The organism is Burkholderia stabilis (assembly GCF_001742165.1).
Classification (GTDB): Bacteria; Pseudomonadota; Gammaproteobacteria; order Burkholderiales; family Burkholderiaceae; genus Burkholderia; species Burkholderia stabilis.
On sequence record NZ_CP016443.1, the window covers coordinates 2,783,165 to 2,799,983 of the forward strand.

Below are 16,819 nucleotides of genomic sequence, written 5' to 3' on the forward strand. Positions count from 1 at the left end.
GGTCGGCGTTATATCGATAACAGGGAATTCTTACTGCTTATTCCCGTTAATTAAAAATAAGCAAATGAAAAAGACCAGACGGCTGGCGGTTTTGCCAATCACTATTCTGATCACGCTTGCTGCGCAAGCACAACAGGCGCCGTCGCCGAGCGACCAGGCCGCCGCTGCCCGCGCGAACGCCGAGCAGAATCAGCAAGTGCAACAGCGCCGTGATGCCCTGCAGCGCGACGCCACCGTGCAAGCGCCGGGTGTGCGCTCGGACGTGCCGCGCCCGGAAGCCTATCCGGTATTGCCGACCGAAACACCGTGCTTTCGAATCGATCGTTTCGCGCTCGACGTGCCCGACTCGCTACCGGCCGCATCAAAGGCGCAAGGCGCGTCAGCCTTGCCGATGGATCGCTTCGCCTTTGCGCGCGACTGGCTCACCCACTACGCCGGCCAATGCGTCGGTAAGCAAGGCGTCGACCTGATCGTAAAGGGACTATCGCAGGCCATCCTCGCACGCGGCTACATCACGACCCGCGTACTCGTGCCCGAGCAGGATTTGTCCACCGGCACATTGAAGCTTGCCCTGATTCCGGGCGTCATCCGTCACGTGCGTTTCGTCGACGAAAAGTTGCGTGGAACATGGAAGACTGCTTTCCCGACTCGCGACGGCGACGTGTTGAACCTGCGTGACATCGAGCAAGGGCTTGAGCAGATGAAGCGCGTCTCAAGCCAAGATGTGACTATGCAGATCGCTCCAGGTAACGTGCCCGGCGAAAGCGATGTCGTGCTAGACGTGAAGCGCGGCAAACCATGGACCGTTGTCGCATCCATCGACAACTCCGGCACGCGCGCGACCGGCAAGCTGCAAGGCAATGTATCGCTTGGCATCGACAATCCGCTGGGCCTGAACGACATCTTCAACGTCGGCTTCAACCAGGACCTGGAATTCGGCGACAAGCGCTTCGGTTCGCACGGTTGGAACGCGTTCTACTCGGTTCCTTGGGGCTACTGGACCGGCACGCTATCGGCCTATACCAGCACATACTTCCAGCCGCTCGCGGCCGTGAACCAGACGTTCGTTGCGAGCGGCAACATGAAGACTGTCGACTTCAGGCTCAATCGCGTGCTAATGCGCAGCCAAGACGACGTGTTCGGCGCACAGGTGCGGCTGACGCGCCGCTTCGGCGACAGCTACATCGAAGGCACGACGATACCGTCGTCGCACCAGAACGCGACCTTTCTCGAATTCGGGCTGAACGACCGGCACTATTTCGGCTCGTCGCAGTTCGACGGCTCGCTTGCTTATCGTCAGGGCTTGGGTTGGCTCGGCTCGACCGACAGCATGTTCGCGGCGGAGGGTGGACAGACTTACAGATTCAAGATGGTCGTGCTCGATGCGAATCTGTCGACACCGTTCGTCATCGGTACGCAGCCGTTCAAATATGTGACGACCTTTCATGGTCAGTACACCGGCAACACGGTTTCATACCTCGATAGCATCACGATCGGTAGCCGTTATACCGTGCGGGGATTCGACGGTGAAACGCTGCTGGCAGGATCGCGCGGGTTGTACTGGCGCAACGAATTGCAGGTCCCGATTGCGCAGACCGGGCTCGCGGCCTATGCCGGCCTCGACTACGGCCGCGTCTGGGGACCTGAGCCGGTCGCGCTAGTCGGCACACAGCTCGCGGGCGCTGTGATCGGCGTGAAAGGCAGCGTCGCGACGCGCTTCGGTGCCTACGCCTACGATCTCTTTGCGGGTACGCCGGTCTACAAGCCTTCCGGGTTTGAGACTGCGCGCGTGACGCTTGGGTTTCAGCTGACCGCGCAATTCTGAACGAAGCATGTAAAAGCAAATAGCCATTCGCGTGAACGCCAGTCATGCATATAGGGCAGTGGGTTGAAATTCGTTTGCCGATGCAATGCAAGAGGCAACGCGGAGTGAGCGATCAATTGCTGACATCATGGAGATTCCCGATGCTGAAGAATGCATGGGCCGGAAATGAACCTCTCTGGAAGGTCTGGTGGGGACTCGGTATTCTCACAGGAGCGGCCATATTTCTGATCAACGTCTGTGTCAGATACGTGGTTCACCTGTCGATCCCGAATATCTACTTGGTACCGCTGCTCTGTGTGCAGCTCGTATTGATCGCTGCGTGGGTACGAACGGCCTGGATTTGTGCTCCGAATGTGAGACATCGTTTGTGGATGTATCTTGCGCGAATCTGGCTTGTGCTCTGGCTGCTTTCACAGGTTCAGCAAGCGTTGCAGCACGGGTAAGCAATCGCGGTTCTGCGTGGTGTTGCAGAGCCGGTCAGCCCGACTTGATTTATCTGAGGCTGGGATTGCTGTCGGGAACCTCGATGCCGTCGGCTAGTGAGGGGCAGCCTTCACTATCGAACCTGTCCTCAGGCTTGCCACCTCGGCAACTGACGGGATGGGAGGTGTCCATTCCATTGCCTCGCCCACGAAATGACGGATAGGTCCGTCCTTCCTCCCAAATCCCTTCGGTGCACGGCATCGAACGGTCATCCTCCTCCATTTCTCACCCGCCAGCGGCCGCACACCTAATAGCGCGCCTCTGCTATTGCATTCCCCGCGCCGCTGATTAGGAAATGAATTTTTATTGGTTCTGCTCGCCCGTTCGCACTCGCATAGTGGCGCTGACGGCTATAGACAGCACGCAAGCTGCGCCAGCCGCATTCCCGGTGTTTTTGTTCATACGAATCTGCGAAAACAAGGAAGTGTCATGACGGTTGCATTGGAAGAACGAACCGCGGCGCAACAGGCGCTCGAAGACGCCCGCGCGGCGGCGGCATCGGCCGGCGCGCCCTATGCGGGCGGCGTATCGCCGCAAGCGGCATGGGCGCTGTTCTCGGCCGGCGACGCATTGCTGGTGGACGTGCGCACTGCCGAAGAACGGAAATTCGTCGGCCACGTGCCGGAGTCGCTGCATGTGCCGTGGGCGACCGGCACGAGCCTGACGCGCAACCCGCGCTTCGTCCGCGAACTGGAAGCGAAGACCGGCAAGGACGCGGTGTTGCTGCTCCTGTGCCGCAGCGGCAACCGGTCCGCGCAGGCGGCCGAGGCCGCGACGAAGGGCGGCTTCACGCAGGTATTCAACGTGCTCGAAGGGTTCGAGGGCGACCTCGACGAGCGGCAGCATCGCGGCGGCAGCAACGGCTGGCGTTTTCACGGCCTGCCGTGGACGCAGGACTGAATCAAGGTTGTAACGGGGAGAAGTGAGCATGGCCGCATTCGAAATCGACGACATCGTTCAGTCGCTGCAAGCCGTGCGCCGCGCATGGCGCGAGAAGCAGCGGCGCTCGCTCGAACCGGGCGGGCGCGACCTGCCGGCGCGCGAAGCGCTCGCGCAAATCATCCGCGCGCTGAAGGGCGTGCTGTTCCCGATGCGGCTCGGGCCGCCCGACTTGCGCCAGGAAAGCGAGAACTTCCACGTGGCGCATGCGCTCGATGCGGCGCTGAACGCGTTGCTCGCGCAGGTGACGCTCGAACTGCGTTACGCAGCGCGTCAGCGCAACAACACCGATGGCCCGATCGATACCGTCGACGCAGTCGCCGCGACGGCCGTGCAGGCATGCGCCGCGCGCTTGCCCGAGATCCGCCGGCTGCTCGACAGCGACGTGCTCGCCGCATTCCACGGCGATCCGGCGGCCGGCAGCGTCGACGAGGTGCTGCTGTGCTACCCGGGCATCCTCGCGATGATTCATCACCGGCTCGCGCACGAGCTGTACCGCCTCGGCCTGCCGTTGCTCGCGCGGATCATCGCCGAGCAGGCACATGCGGAGACGGGCATCGACATTCATCCGGGCGCGCGCATCGGCGCCGGGTTCTTCATCGACCACGGCACGGGCGTCGTGATCGGCGAGACGGCGATCATCGGCGAGCGCGTGCGCGTGTACCAGGCCGTCACGCTCGGCGCGAAGCGCTTCCCGCGCGATGCGGCCGGCCATCTTGAGAAAGGGCTCGCGCGCCATCCGATCGTCGAGGACGACGTGGTGATCTATGCAGGCGCGACGATTCTCGGCCGCGTGACGATCGGGCGCGGCGCGGTGATCGGCGGCAACGTGTGGCTCACGCAGGACGTGCCGGCCGGCGCGAACATCACGCAGGCCGTGCTGCGCAGCGAAGCGACCGCCGCGCCGCGCGCGCCGGCGCAGGCCGCATAGGTGACGCGATGAGCGACCTCATCCATCACTTCGGCGCCAACGTGCGCAAGCTGCGCGAAGCGCGCACGTGGTCGCAGGAGCAACTCGCGGAGCATGCGGGGCTCAACCGGTCATACGTCGGCGAGATCGAGCGCGGCGAGGCGATCGCGTCGATCGTCACGGCCGACAAGATCGCGCGCGCGTTCGACGTGTCGATCTCGACGCTGTTGCCGGGCGCGTACGTCACCTGACGTCGTTTCGCTTCGTTTCCCTTTCGGTCGTACCGCGTGACGGCTATAGCATGTTGAGCCGGCAGGTGCGTGCTTCCGATAATCACCCAGCGTCATAAGCAATCCCGTTTTTCATCTTAAGAACCCGGAGCCACACATGTCGACCGTTGCAAGCGGCACGGCCGCGCTGAGCGATCACGCCGCCCGCCAACTAGCGAACGCTACCAAGACCGTCCCCCAGCTTTCCACGATCACGCCGCGCTGGCTGACCCATCTGCTGCAATGGGTGCCGGTCGAGGCCGGCATCTATCGCCTGAACCAGGTGAAGAACCCGGAAGCCGTGCGCGCCGCCTGCACGCAGCTCGAGGACGAAAGCGTGCTGCCGCAGACCTTCGTGCCGTATGAGGAACAGCCGCGCGAATACTTCCTGAACGCGGTGAGCACGGTGCTCGACGTGCATACGCGGATCTCCGATCTCTACAGCAGCCCGCACGACCAGATCAAGGAACAGCTGCGCCTGACGATCGAGACGATCAAGGAGCTGCAGGAAAGCCAGCTGATCAACAACCCCGACTACGGGCTGCTCGCGAACGTGACCGACGAACAGCGGATCTTCCCGCTGACGGGCGCGCCGACGCCGGACGATCTCGACGAGCTGCTGACGAAGGTGTGGAAGGAACCCGCGTTTTTCCTCACGCATCCGCTCGCGATCGCCGCGTTCGGCCGCGAATGCACGCGACGCGGCGTGCCGCCGCCAACGGTCAGCCTGTTCGGTTCGCAGTTCCTCACGTGGCGCGGCATTCCGCTGATCCCGTCGGACAAGGTGCCGGTCGCGGACGGCAAGACCAAGATCCTGCTGCTGCGCGTCGGCGACAAGCGCCAGGGCGTCGTCGGCCTGTATCAGCCGGGTGTCGCAGGCGAGCAGGGCCCGGGCCTGTCGGTGCGCTTCATGGGGATCAACAACCAGGCGATCGCGTCGTACCTGATCTCGCTGTATTGCTCGCTCGCGGTCCATTCGCCGGATGCGCTGGCTGTCCTCGATGACGTCGAAATCGCCAAGTTCCATGACTATCCCGACACCTACCGTTAATCCCGGCCTGGCCGGCGGCGACGCGCTCGCGCTGCCGCACGCGCCGCTGCCGGCCGGCTTGCCCGACCCGGCGACGCTTGCGCGGCTCGCGTCCGAGTTCTTCGCGACGCCGCCCGGGCAGGCTACGGCCCCCGGGCTGTCGGCGGGCAGCGGTGCGGTCGGCGGCGTGCCGTCGGCGTTGCCGGCCGCCGCGCCGATCCTCGCGTCGGTGAGCAACCCGGCGCCGGGCGGCTCGCCGCTCGCGGGGCCCGGCGGCGCGGGCACCGGCGTGCCGGGTCTCGCGTTGCCGCAAGGCAAGGCGCCCGGCACGAACCTCGCACCGTCCGCGCCGACGCATGTGCTGTCGCTCGGCAATCGCGTGCCCGCGCTTGCGCCGCATGCGGCCGCGCAGAACGGGCTGCCCGACAATGCCGTGCAGATCGCGCCCGCGCTCGAACCGCGGATCGGCGGCGCCGCGCTCGGCGTGCCGCAGGTGAACGCGCCGGCGTCGGAAGGTGCGGCGAAGGCGTCGCCGTACTACTTCACCGACGGTTCGCTGCAGGGTTGGCAAGCGACGCCGCAGGACATCGTCGTGCCGTCGAACGGCCTCGCGTCGCCGGAAGCGTTCGGGCTACCGGGTGACGATGCGCTGCGCGACCTGCTCGCCGTGCATCGCGACGTGCCGGTTGCGCGCGCATCGGGTGCATCCGGCGCAGACGTGCCGCGTTATTTCATCGACGATGCGCACGCGGCCGAGCCGCAAGGCAGCCTGTATCGCGGCGCGCACCCGCCGTTCGACGTGAACGCGATCCGCCGGGATTTTCCGATCCTGCAGGAACGCGTGAACGGCAAGCAGCTCGTGTGGTTCGACAACGCGGCGACCACGCACAAGCCGCAGGCCGTGATCGACCGTCTTGCGTATTTCTATGCGCACGAGAACTCGAACATCCACCGCGCCGCGCATGCGCTCGCCGGCCGCGCGACGGATGCGTACGAGCATGCGCGGGAAACGGTGCGGCGCTTCATCGGCGCGTCGTCGCCGGACGAGATCGTGTTCGTGCGCGGCACGACCGAGGCGATCAACCTGATCGCGAAGTCGTGGGGCGTGCAGAACGTCGGCGAAGGCGACGAGATCATCGTGTCGAACCTCGAGCATCACGCGAACATCGTGCCGTGGCAGCAGCTTGCCGCGCAGAAGGGCGCGAAGCTGCGCGTGATTCCGGTCGACGATTCGGGGCAGGTGCTGCTCGACGAATACCGGAAGCTGCTCAACGACCGCACGAAGATCGTGTCGGTCACGCAGGTGTCGAATGCGCTCGGCACGGTCGTGCCGGTGAAGGAGATCGTCGAGCTTGCGCATCGCGCGGGCGCGAAGGCGCTCGTCGACGGTGCGCAGTCGATCTCGCGCATGCGCGTCGACGTGCAGGCGCTCGACGCGGATTTCTTCGTGTTCTCCGGGCACAAGATCTACGGGCCGACCGGCATCGGCGTCGTGTACGGCAAGCGCGCGATCCTCGACGACATGCCGCCGTGGCAAGGCGGCGGCAACATGATCGCGGACGTGACGTTCGAACGCACCGTGTTCCAGCCGCCGCCGAACCGCTTCGAGGCCGGCACCGGCAACATCGCGGATGCGGTGGGGCTCGGCGCCGCGCTCGAGTACGTGAACCGCGTCGGCATCGAGAACATCGCTCGCTACGAGCACGATTTGCTCGCGTATGCGACGAGCGTGCTCGCGCCGGTGCCGGGCGTGCGGCTCGTCGGCACCGCGCGCGACAAGGCGAGCGTGCTGTCGTTCGTGCTGAAGGGCTATGAAACCGAAGAGGTCGGGCAGGCGCTGAACGAAGAGGGCATCGCGGTGCGCTCGGGGCATCACTGCGCGCAACCGATCCTGCGGCGCTTCGGGCTCGAAGCGACCGTGCGGCCGTCGCTCGCGTTCTACAACACGTGCGACGAGGTCGATGCGCTCGTGCGTGTGGTGAGGCGGCTTGCGACGCGGCGTTGACGCCGTTCGCTTGCGGCGGCCCTCGCGGGTCGCCGCAAGCGGTTTTCTCTTTGCCGATCAGAAGCGCACAACCTGCTTGCGCTCCACGCTGAAGCCGTCGCGCAGCACGCACGCCGAATCGGCGAAGTAGCGGCGCGTTTCCGACAGCAGGTCGGTATTGCCGCGCCGGCAGAACACCACGCCCGATCCTTCGTCCGTCAGCAGTTCGTCGATCAGCGATTCGGGTTGGCCGATATCGGCGAGATGGACGTTCTGCACGCCGTGCGCGAGCGCATCGAGTGCTTCCCGAACGCAGGGCGCCGCATCCGCGGCCGGATGCTCGGCGAGCCATTGCTCGAGTTCCGTGATGCCGTAGAGCCCCGCGAGTTCGCCGAGTTCTTGCAGCAATGCACGTTCCACCATCATCACCAGCGTCACCGCACCCGTGCGTTGCGCAAACAGACTGCCGAGCCGCTCCGCGCACAGCAGGCGATCCTGGCCGCCGTCGTCCGGCGCGACGGGCATCACGACCGGTACCAGCCCGTTGCCGAGAAACGTGTTCAATGCCGTGCCGTCGAATTGGGCGACCGGGCTCGTGTTCGCGCGGTCGGATTCGGCGCCTGCGCGCAGCAGGCCGCCATCGTGACCGTCGATGCCGATCGCCTTGACGCCGTGGCTGCCGATCAGCCGGACCAGCTCATGGTTGACGTCGGTCATCGCGACGCGCGCGGCTTGTACGGACTGCGCGCCGGACGCGGCGCGACCGCCCTGGACGACGATCGGACGAATGCCGGTGAGCGCGAGCAGCGCGACGTCCTGCGCGAACGTCTGGCGAAAGCGCGCATCGCCAGCGGCGCCGCCATCGACGATGACGACGGTCTGCCCGTGCAGCGCCTGCATGAACGGCAGCGAGCGCGCCAGTCCGGCCACGCGTCGCGACGTAAGAGTGGGACTTTCAGGGTCTGGGAACATGGGAATCCGAAAGGATGAAGGGAGTGCCTGCCGCCGCGCGATGCGGCATCAGTGCGTGCGTTGCATGAGCCGGTGAATCTCGCCGGGCGTCAGCGCGTCGCGCGACGCCTGCCGGAACGGCCGCTCGCTGAAACACCGCGCCGCATCGGCGAGCAGTTCGAGGTGCGCGCGGTCGTCCTCTCGCGGCAGGACCAGCACGATGAATTCGCGCACTGGTTTGCGGTCCGGTGCATTGAACGCGAACGGGTACAGCGTGCGAACGAACAGCGCGACGGCCGAGCCGAGCCCGCCGACGCGTGCATGCGGAATCGCGACGCCCTGGCCGAGCGCGGTCGAGCCGAGCTGTTCGCGCTTCGTCAGTTCGGCCTTGATCCGTTCCGCGGGAAACCCGCTGCCGCGCGCGATATGCCGTGCTGCGACGTCGAACAACTGGGCCGCACTCTCGATCGGCACGTCGAGCAGGATGTTCTCCGGCGGGCACGCGTCGGCCAGCCGTGTCGCGAGCGGCATGCGGTCGATTCGGTGGGGAAGGTCGGGTTGGCCGCCGGCGGCGGCCTGCTGTGTGTGCATTCGGATTTCTCCGTGTCGTGATGACACGGAAATCCTAGACACATCCGCGTAAAGACGGTGTCAGTTACGCGGGGGCGGGGCATTAAAATTTCGTATCGATCACGTGCCCGACAGGACGAACGGCAGCGTCGTCAGCAGAAAGATCGAGATGCCGACGACCGGCGCGCCGAACGCGATCGCGGCGAAGGCCACCGCCGCGCTGGTCAGCACGAGCGTTCTCGACCTGATGCGATGCCGGTCATGTGCAGTCACGCGGTCCTCGCGGGCGGCATCGACCCGCGCGCCGATCACGTGTTTCCAGAACGTCAGGCCAAGCATGATTGCTCCTGTTTGAAAGACGAACGACGCGATGTGCGAGCGGGCATGTCAGCAACGCTCGAGCTTGAGCACGCGCGAGATCTGCGCGGGCGTGAAGCCGCTGTTGCGCACGTAGGGCGCGCAGTCGAGCGGGGCCGTGAGCGATGCGCTGACGACGTACCGGCCGACGAAGCGGAACGCATCCGTTTCCATCTTGATGAACACCGGAATCGGATCGCGTTGCGCGGCGAGCATCCTGCCGGCCGATCGCGCGGACGCGCTGCCGTCGCACAGGATCACGTCGGGCGCGTGCGGGTTGAGGTCCGCGCGCAGGCAGGCGGCCACGACCTTGCCGTTCTTCGTCGGCAGGAACGCCTGCTTGCTGCCGCCGCATGCGGTGTGAATGAATTCACGTGTGTACTGCTTGTCGATCTCGAACATGACCGGGCTCCGGTATCGGAAATTTCGGTGAATGAACTTTGGAATGCAAAGCAACGTGACCGGGTCGGCATGCCGGATGCAGGCATGCGATCGATCGTCGCCGGCAGGGCGGATCGATGGCGCGTCGTTACAGGGGAATGGCCGGGGAGCGCACGCTGGCACGCACGATGCCGGTCAGCGCATCGATGCGATGTTCAAGCGTGCGCGGGAACGACTACGGCGCGCACCGTCCGCCTGTCGGCAGGACGGTGGCTCGGGAAACGGAGACGCAGGCGTCCTGCCTGTCAGGCAGAAAAGCAACTCGGGGGCGAGGACTTCGGATGCGCATGTCGCGTGCTCGGTGGTGGCTGGCGAACACATTCTAGTGAACGCACACGCCGCCGCAAGTAAAAAGGTCGTAAAGGCGTGCGGGCGGCTCGCTACGTGCACTGCCACAGGTGCGCGCTGGTGCGGCACGGCGCACACCAGAACGTGTAGTTCGCGCCGCCGCTGCCCCACAGCCATTCGCCGCCGTCCGTTTGCGGCAGCCGCGAATCGAGCTGCATCACGAAGTGCATCTTGCGGCCGCAATCCGGGCAGTCGGGATACCACGCGGACTGCACCCACGACGGCGGGCCGCCGACGCGGCTCAGGTTCTGGCGGTCGTTCGATTCCCCCCAGTCCTGCCAGGTCCAGCGCGCCGGCGCGGCAAAAAGCGCCACGTCGGCTTCCACCAACGCCGCTGCCGGATAGTCCGGCTGGATTGCGGCGTCGCGTTGCTGCGACGGGTGGGCATATGCATTGCCGGCGTCGTCGTGATGGTGGAACAGCGGGCCGTCGCTTTCCCAGCCGAGACAGGACAGGCAGGTGTCGAACGATACGGGTGTCGTGCCGTCGATGTCGGCGTCGGCCGGTTGCGGCAGCGTCAGCAGCCGGTGCAGCGGCTCATGGCAGAGCCCGCATCGATGCGTCGACACGCCGCCGAAGCGCGCGCTCGCCCGGCGCGATTCGCCGGCGTGCCAGGTCGCGTGATTGGCATAAATCTCGCGCTTCCACTTCGGCGTGTCGCGGAGAATCGGCGCGCGCAGTGTTCGGCCGAAATCGATATGCAGCGCCGATTCGCCATGCAATGCGCGCAATGTGCCGTGTTCCTGCACGTAGCCTGCGGACATGAGCCAGTTGGCGGATTGCTCGGGATCGTCCGGAAACAGCCGTGTCGCCGCATCGAGCACGGCCGCCGGTTGTCGTGAGTGAAGCAGCGCGATGGTCCGTTCGTGCGTGGCATCGTCGCAGGCCGGATCGTCGGCGAGCCGGCGGCGCCATGCGTCGATCGTCGCCGCGTCGAGCGCACGCCATGCGTTTTCCGCGAGATACAGGCTCGGCGACCGCGGTGTGCGGACGACATCGAGGAACGCATCCCAGTGATCGGCAAACACGTGCGGAGCCCGTAGCGCCACGCTCGACAGCACGTTCGCGAGCCGCTCGTTCCACGCGCCGTCGCGCACGCGTTGCCACGCTTCGGTCGCGACAGTCGTGAAAGACGCGTCGTCCGTCAGGTCGAGCGCGGCGTCGAGGAACGTCGCGTGCTGCAACGTGCGATCGAACGACGCGATCACGAGATCGGCGAGTGCGGCCGGGTTGTCGCGCCGCAGCGTCAGCATTTGCGACGTCGGATCGTTGCCGGTCCAGCGGAGGCGTTCGTAGTCGTCGAGAATCGTCTGGGCGGTGAGCATGGCGGGGGAGCGATGAAGGTTCGAAGGCGGTCGCCCGCGCGGGCGGTGCGCCGATGGCTCAACGCCCCGCGAGCATCCGTCCGCCGACGCCCACCAGCAGCAGGCCGGCCGTCGTGTCGAGTACGGCCTTGCGCCGGACCAGCAGCCGGCGCACGGACGGATGCGACGCGAGCAGCGCCATCGTGCAATACCACGCGGCCGAGATCGCGATCGACAGCGCGACAACCGCGAGGTCGAGCGATGCCGGCGCCTGGGCGGGCACCATCAGCGCGAAGATACTGCCGTAGAACGCGACGGATTTCGGGTTCGTCATGCTGACGACGTAGCCTTTCCTCGCGGCGTTCCAGTCGGTGGCGACGGCCGGCGTGGAAGCGGGCAATGGCTTGCGTGCGGTCAGGATCATTTTCAGGCCGAGCCAGATCAGGTACGCGGCGCCTGCAAGCCGCAATGCGGTGTGTACCCACGCGACGTGGGTCACGAGCAGGCTCAGCCCGGCGATCGCGATCGCCGCCCAGGTGCCCGACGCGGCGGCGAGGCCGAGCCCCGTCATTACGCCCGCTCGACGCGACACGACGGCGGTCGACGTGACGATCACGAAATTCGGGCCGGGGCTGGCAACGCTCAGCAACAGGACGCCGGCGAGCGGCAGAAGCGTGTTGACGGTGGTCGACATGGCGCGGAAGGCGGCGGGGCGAATTGGGCTTTCATCTTACCCGAGCGCGGCTACGGGCCTGCGTGCCGCCGACCCAAACAAAAAACGCGCGACGACTTCCGTCGCCGCGCGTTGCATCGGTGTTGCGAGACCGCGCGCAAACCGGCGAACCGGCGCGCGCGGAATGCCGTCAGAAGTCGAAGCCCGGCCCACCCGCGCCCGGGCCGCCCGGCCCGGCCACCGGCGCCGCATCCTTCGGCGCTTCGAACACGGTTGCATCGGTCGTCAGCAGCAGCCCGGCGACCGACGCCGCGTTCTGCAGCGCGGTGCGCGTGACCTTGGTCGGATCGAGCACGCCCGATTCGACGAGGTCGCCGTATTCGCCCGTCTGCGCGTTGTAGCCGAAATTACCCGAGCCTTCCGCGACCTTCGCGACCACGACGCTCGCTTCCTCGCCCGCGTTCGTGACGATCTGGCGCAGCGGTTCCTCGAGCGCGCGCAGCACGATCTTGATGCCCGCGTCCTGGTCGGCGTTCACGCCCTTCAGTTCGCGGATTGCCTGCCGCACGCGGATCAACGCGACGCCGCCGCCCGGCACGATGCCTTCCTCGACGGCCGCGCGCGTGGCGTGCAGCGCGTCGTCCACGCGATCCTTCTTCTCCTTCACCTCAATCTCGGTCGCGCCGCCGACCTTGATGACCGCAACGCCGCCCGCGAGCTTCGCGACGCGTTCCTGCAGTTTTTCACGGTCGTAGTCGGACGTCGCTTCGTCGATCTGCACGCGAATCTGCTTCACGCGCGCTTCGATGTTCTTCGCATCGCCCGCGCCGTCGATCACGGTCGTGTTTTCCTTGCCGACCTCGATGCGCTTCGCCTGGCCGAGTTCGGCGAGCGTCGCCTTCTCGAGCGTGAGGCCCGTTTCCTCGGCGACGACCTGCCCGCCGGTGAGGATCGCGATGTCCTCGAGCAGCGCCTTGCGGCGGTCGCCGAAGCCCGGCGCCTTGACCGCGACCGTCTTCAGGATGCCGCGGATGTTGTTCACGACCAGCGTCGCGAGCGCTTCGCCCTCGACGTCCTCCGCGATGATCAGCAGCGGACGGCCCGACTTCGCCACCTGTTCGAGCACCGGCAGCAGGTCGCGGATGTTCGAGATCTTCTTGTCGTGCAGCAGGATGTACGGGTTCTCGATCTCAGCGATCTGCTTGTCGGGATTGTTGATGAAGTACGGCGACAGGTAGCCGCGATCGAACTGCAGCCCTTCGACGACGTCGAGCTCGTCGGCGAGCGACTTGCCGTCCTCGACGGTGATCACGCCTTCCTTGCCGACACGGTCGATCGCTTCGGCGATGCGCTGGCCGATCGATTCCTCGCCGTTCGCGGAGATCGTCGCGACCTGCGCGATTTCCTTGCTCGTGGTGGTCGGCTTGCTGATCTTCTTCAGCTCTTCGACGGCCGCTGCGACGGCCTTGTCGATGCCGCGCTTCAGGTCGAGCGGGTTCAACCCCGCCGCGACGTATTTCTGGCCTTCGCGCACGATCGCCTGTGCAAGCACGGTGGCCGTCGTCGTGCCGTCGCCGGCTGCGTCGCTGGTGCGCGACGCGACTTCCTTCACGAGCTGCGCGCCGATGTTCTGCAGCTTGTCCGCGAGTTCGATTTCCTTCGCGACCGACACGCCGTCCTTCGTGACGACCGGCGCGCCGAAGCTGCGTTCGAGCACGACGTTGCGGCCCTTCGGCCCGAGCGTGACCTTCACCGCGTTCGCGAGAATGTTCACGCCTTCGGTCAGCTTCGAACGTGCGACGTCGCTGAAAATGATTTCCTTGGCTGCCATGATTGCGCTCCGTTATTGATTGACGACGGCGACGATGTCTTCCTCGCGCAACACGAGGAACTCGGTGCCGTCCACCTTGACGGCCTGGCCCGCGTACTTGCCGAACAGCACGCGCTCGCCTACCTGCAGGTCGGGCACGATGCGCTGGCCGTCCGCGTCCTTGCGGCCGGGGCCGACGGCGATCACTTCGCCCTGGTCGGGTTTTTCCGCGGCGCTGTCGGGGATCACGATGCCCGACGCGGTGGTGGTTTCCTGGTCGAGTCGTTTGACGATGATGCGGTCGTGCAAGGGGCGTAGGCTCATCTCTTCGTCCTGTCCTGTTCTGTCGAAATTGGCTGGCACTCTTCATCAGAGAGTGCTGACGAGTATAAAAACGCACGACGGCGCGATCCAATAACGGATTCCGAAAAGCATTTGCGCGCACACGCTATGGATGCGTGTGCCGGGCGAGGCGGCCAACCTGCCGATTTCGGGAAAGCATTCGTGCCGTCGTGCAAAGCGCATGCAGCCGGCTATTGCAACACGGCCTGCTGCGCGGAAGGTGCGCACACGGGGCGGATCGTCTTGCCGGCAAGCACGCGCTTCACGAACGGAATCGAATCGGCGAGCGACGCGTTGACGGTGCCGTTGTGTTCGCGGCCCGCATACAGGTGCGCCTCGACCGTCGTGCCCGCCGTGCACGCGTCCTTCGCGAGCGCGAGTTCGAGCGGCGCGAGCCCGTCGTCCGCGCCCGCACCGATGAAGACGGGCGTGGCGATCTTCAGCGTCGGAAATTTCAGGTAGTCGTCCCACCATGCCTGCAGCCGCGCATCGCCGCCCGGCTTCACGGTGTTCGCGTGCGTCAGGTGCGCGAGCGCCGCATCGTCCTCGAGCGACGCGAGGCAACTGATGCGCGCCTGTTCGAGGATCGGCAGCGCGTTGTCGGTCAGCACTTCGTCCGCGCGCAGCGACGGGTCGATCTGCTGCGCCGACAACACCGAATAGAACTGATACGCGAGCGTCGGATCGACGCGGTCTGGATCGCGCCGGTACGCCGTCTCGAACTTCGGCAGCGACGCGAGCGTGGCGCGCGACGCGTTGTAGATCGTCCCGGTCGCGACGGTCGCGCGGATCGCAAGCTCCGGCGCATAGGCGGGCGCGTAGCCGGCCGCCGCGAACACGGCCGAGCCGCCTTGCGACTGGCCGACGAGCACGACTTCATTCGCGAGGCCCGGCACGCCGCCGAGCACCGCGCGCACGCTGTCGAGCAGCGTGTAGCTGTTCGAGCGGTTGTTGAGCTGCGGATTCGGGCCGGGCGTGCCGAGCCCCTGATAGTCGGTCGCGACGACCGCGAACCCTTGTTGCAGCCACGCGTTCAGGTAGCGCACGTCGCGATACGAGCGGCCGAACCACGACGGCGCGCAGATGTCGGCCATCCCGAACGTGCCGTGCGCCCACGCGACGATCGGCCAGCCGCCGGCCGGCGGCGTGCCGCGCGGCACGAACAGCGCGCCGGACACGGCGATCGGGTCGTGGCCGCCGACGCCGTCGGTCGACGCGTACAGGATGCGCAGTTGCCGCGCGGCGCTCGCGAGCCCGAGCGTCGCGGGCAGCGGTTCGGAGCGCAGCAACGCACCGGGCGTCGCCGGAATGTCGCGGTCCCACGTGTAGAACGCGGATACGCGGCCGTCGCCCTGCAACGGATCGGGCGCCGGGACGTGGCCGGGCGAAGCCGCGTGCGAAACGAGGGACGGCACGGCGAGCGCCGAAACCAGCAGCGTGCGCGCGGCGATGCCGCGCAAGGGGAGGAGCGTCATGGTCGGATGAATATCGATGAGGTCGGATCGGGCGCGCCGGGCAATACCTGGCACGGGCCGACCACGACGCAAGTTTCGAACCAGCCGGATCGTGCGTGCCGGGTACGCGGGCTGGCGGGCGCTTCGTCCGTGGGGCACACACGTCGCGCGTGTGCCGGTTGCGGCTCGTGCAGCAATCCGGGCAGGCGGGCTGTTGCTTGCGCAACAGATGCGCGTGCCTGGATCGCGCCGCGCGATTCGCGAAACGTGTCCGCCCGCCGCGGCGCGGCCATGCGATGCGCGCGGGCGCGGCTGGCACGATTGCTGCTGATCCGGTCGCCGTGCGTCGCGCCGTTGCGACGCAGGCCGATCCGTTCACCCGACTCAGGAAACCACACTCATGTCAGTCACCCAAGCCATCGACAGCGGCGAACTCGTGGCATTCGTCGAGCGCGCGACGCGCGAATTCACGCAGGCCGAACGCGTGCTGAAGGAAACGCGCACGCTCTCCGCGACCAACACGTTCCAGGCGTTCCAGCGCGTGCCGGGCACGGAGCTCGTCGTCGCATTGTCGGCGCCGAGCCCGTGGGCCGCGTCGCAGGACATCCAGCCCGTCGTCGTGACGCTCGACGGCGACGTGCTGCACGGCGATGCGCGTGCGGGCGGGAACGGGCCGCGTTATGCGGGCGTATTCCGCGAGGTGCCGGAAGTCGACGTCGTGATTCACGTGCACGGCCCGTACCTCGGCGCATGGGCGAGCGCGCATCGTCCGCTGCCGATCCGCTACGCGCCGGCCGCGCGCTACACGCGGGCGCGCGAGATCCCGGTGTACGTCGATCGCCGCCCCGGTGAGCCGCGCTTCATCGTCGACACGATCCGGCGCGATCCCGAGGTGCCGGCGATCATCGAGGCGAACGGCGGCGCGACGTTCTGGGGCAAGTCGATCCTCGACGTGTCGAAGTACATCCTGATCCTCGAGGAAGCTGCGTATTTCCAGGCGCTCGCGGAACCGCTCGGCGGCTCGCTCGAATTCGGGCCGGGTGCGCTCGAACAGCAATGGAAGATGACCGGCCTCGCATGATGCTGTGCGGCGGCCGGCGCAATCCGGCCGCCGTCATACCGATAGCTC

Annotated in this window: 17 protein-coding genes; 8 read left to right on the forward strand and 9 right to left on the reverse strand. The window is 66.4% G+C overall.

Annotation, left to right across the window (positions count from 1 at the left end; translation table 11 throughout):
• Nucleotides 1-64: 64 nt before the first annotated feature.
• The 7 genes from BBJ41_RS30275 to BBJ41_RS30305 all read left to right on the forward strand — a co-directional run bounded on the left by BBJ41_RS30275 (nucleotide 65) and on the right by BBJ41_RS30305 (nucleotide 7,461).
• Complete coding sequence (locus BBJ41_RS30275; protein ID WP_069749844.1) at nucleotides 65-1,825, forward strand: ShlB/FhaC/HecB family hemolysin secretion/activation protein; 1,761 nt, start codon at nucleotides 65-67, stop codon at nucleotides 1,823-1,825.
• A 140-nt stretch (nucleotides 1,826-1,965) separates the two neighbouring features.
• Nucleotides 1,966-2,268 carry a hypothetical protein gene (locus tag BBJ41_RS30280; protein WP_069749845.1) on the forward strand — a complete coding sequence of 101 codons (303 nt, stop codon included), beginning with the start codon at nucleotides 1,966-1,968 and terminating at the stop codon, nucleotides 2,266-2,268.
• Nucleotides 2,269-2,737: 469 nt separating this feature from the next.
• Nucleotides 2,738-3,208 (forward strand): rhodanese-like domain-containing protein, encoded by a 471-nt coding sequence (locus tag BBJ41_RS30285; protein ID WP_069749846.1) that lies wholly within the window; start codon nucleotides 2,738-2,740, stop codon nucleotides 3,206-3,208.
• Nucleotides 3,209-3,236: 28 nt separating this feature from the next.
• Nucleotides 3,237-4,178, forward strand: coding sequence for a serine O-acetyltransferase EpsC (gene epsC / locus BBJ41_RS30290; RefSeq protein WP_069749847.1), 942 nt, complete (start codon nucleotides 3,237-3,239; stop codon nucleotides 4,176-4,178).
• Between the two features lie 8 nt (nucleotides 4,179-4,186).
• A complete protein-coding gene (locus BBJ41_RS30295) occupies nucleotides 4,187-4,408 on the forward strand; it encodes a helix-turn-helix domain-containing protein (protein ID WP_011356215.1) in 222 nt (73 codons plus the stop codon).
• 136 nt (nucleotides 4,409-4,544) lie between these two features.
• Complete coding sequence (locus BBJ41_RS30300) at nucleotides 4,545-5,477, forward strand: family 2A encapsulin nanocompartment shell protein (protein ID WP_006479760.1); 933 nt, start codon at nucleotides 4,545-4,547, stop codon at nucleotides 5,475-5,477.
• On the forward strand, nucleotides 5,452-7,461 hold the full coding sequence (locus BBJ41_RS30305; RefSeq protein WP_069749848.1) for a family 2A encapsulin nanocompartment cargo protein cysteine desulfurase: 2,010 nt from the start codon (nucleotides 5,452-5,454) through the stop codon (nucleotides 7,459-7,461). Before BBJ41_RS30300 ends, BBJ41_RS30305 begins: the two co-directional genes overlap by 26 nt.
• A 57-nt stretch (nucleotides 7,462-7,518) precedes the next feature.
• Here BBJ41_RS30305 and BBJ41_RS30310 read toward each other — a convergent pair whose 3' ends face one another.
• From BBJ41_RS30310 to BBJ41_RS30350, 9 genes are all read right to left on the reverse strand, one after another.
• Nucleotides 7,519-8,412 (reverse strand): amino acid kinase family protein, encoded by an 894-nt coding sequence (locus tag BBJ41_RS30310; protein ID WP_069749849.1) that lies wholly within the window; start codon nucleotides 8,410-8,412, stop codon nucleotides 7,519-7,521.
• 48 nt (nucleotides 8,413-8,460) lie between these two features.
• On the reverse strand, nucleotides 8,461-8,982 hold the full coding sequence (locus tag BBJ41_RS30315; RefSeq protein ID WP_069749850.1) for a PTS sugar transporter subunit IIA: 522 nt from the start codon (nucleotides 8,980-8,982) through the stop codon (nucleotides 8,461-8,463).
• A 99-nt stretch (nucleotides 8,983-9,081) separates the two neighbouring features.
• Nucleotides 9,082-9,300, reverse strand: a complete 219-nt coding sequence (locus tag BBJ41_RS30320) for a hypothetical protein (protein WP_236872091.1) — start codon at nucleotides 9,298-9,300, stop codon at nucleotides 9,082-9,084.
• A gap of 48 nt (nucleotides 9,301-9,348) precedes the next feature.
• On the reverse strand, nucleotides 9,349-9,720 hold the full coding sequence (locus tag BBJ41_RS30325; RefSeq protein ID WP_069749852.1) for a DUF6697 family protein: 372 nt from the start codon (nucleotides 9,718-9,720) through the stop codon (nucleotides 9,349-9,351).
• Between the two features lie 419 nt (nucleotides 9,721-10,139).
• Nucleotides 10,140-11,432, reverse strand: coding sequence for a hypothetical protein (locus BBJ41_RS30330; RefSeq protein WP_069749853.1), 1,293 nt, complete (start codon nucleotides 11,430-11,432; stop codon nucleotides 10,140-10,142).
• A 58-nt stretch (nucleotides 11,433-11,490) separates the two neighbouring features.
• Entirely contained in the window at nucleotides 11,491-12,105 is a 615-nt protein-coding gene (locus BBJ41_RS30335) for a LysE family translocator (RefSeq protein ID WP_069749854.1), read from the reverse strand.
• Between the two features lie 169 nt (nucleotides 12,106-12,274).
• Entirely contained in the window at nucleotides 12,275-13,915 is a 1,641-nt protein-coding gene (gene groL, locus BBJ41_RS30340) for a chaperonin GroEL (RefSeq protein ID WP_069749855.1), read from the reverse strand.
• A 12-nt stretch (nucleotides 13,916-13,927) separates the two neighbouring features.
• The gene (locus BBJ41_RS30345; RefSeq protein ID WP_069749856.1) at nucleotides 13,928-14,218 is read right to left on the reverse strand and encodes a co-chaperone GroES; all 291 of its coding nucleotides are present in this window, start codon (nucleotides 14,216-14,218) and stop codon (nucleotides 13,928-13,930) included.
• Between the two features lie 209 nt (nucleotides 14,219-14,427).
• Complete coding sequence (locus BBJ41_RS30350; protein ID WP_069749857.1) at nucleotides 14,428-15,711, reverse strand: alpha/beta fold hydrolase; 1,284 nt, start codon at nucleotides 15,709-15,711, stop codon at nucleotides 14,428-14,430.
• Between the two features lie 379 nt (nucleotides 15,712-16,090).
• Between BBJ41_RS30350 and BBJ41_RS30355 the strand changes: the two genes are divergently transcribed.
• The gene (locus tag BBJ41_RS30355) at nucleotides 16,091-16,771 is read left to right on the forward strand and encodes a class II aldolase/adducin family protein (protein WP_069749858.1); all 681 of its coding nucleotides are present in this window, start codon (nucleotides 16,091-16,093) and stop codon (nucleotides 16,769-16,771) included.
• Nucleotides 16,772-16,819: the final 48 nt, after the last annotated feature.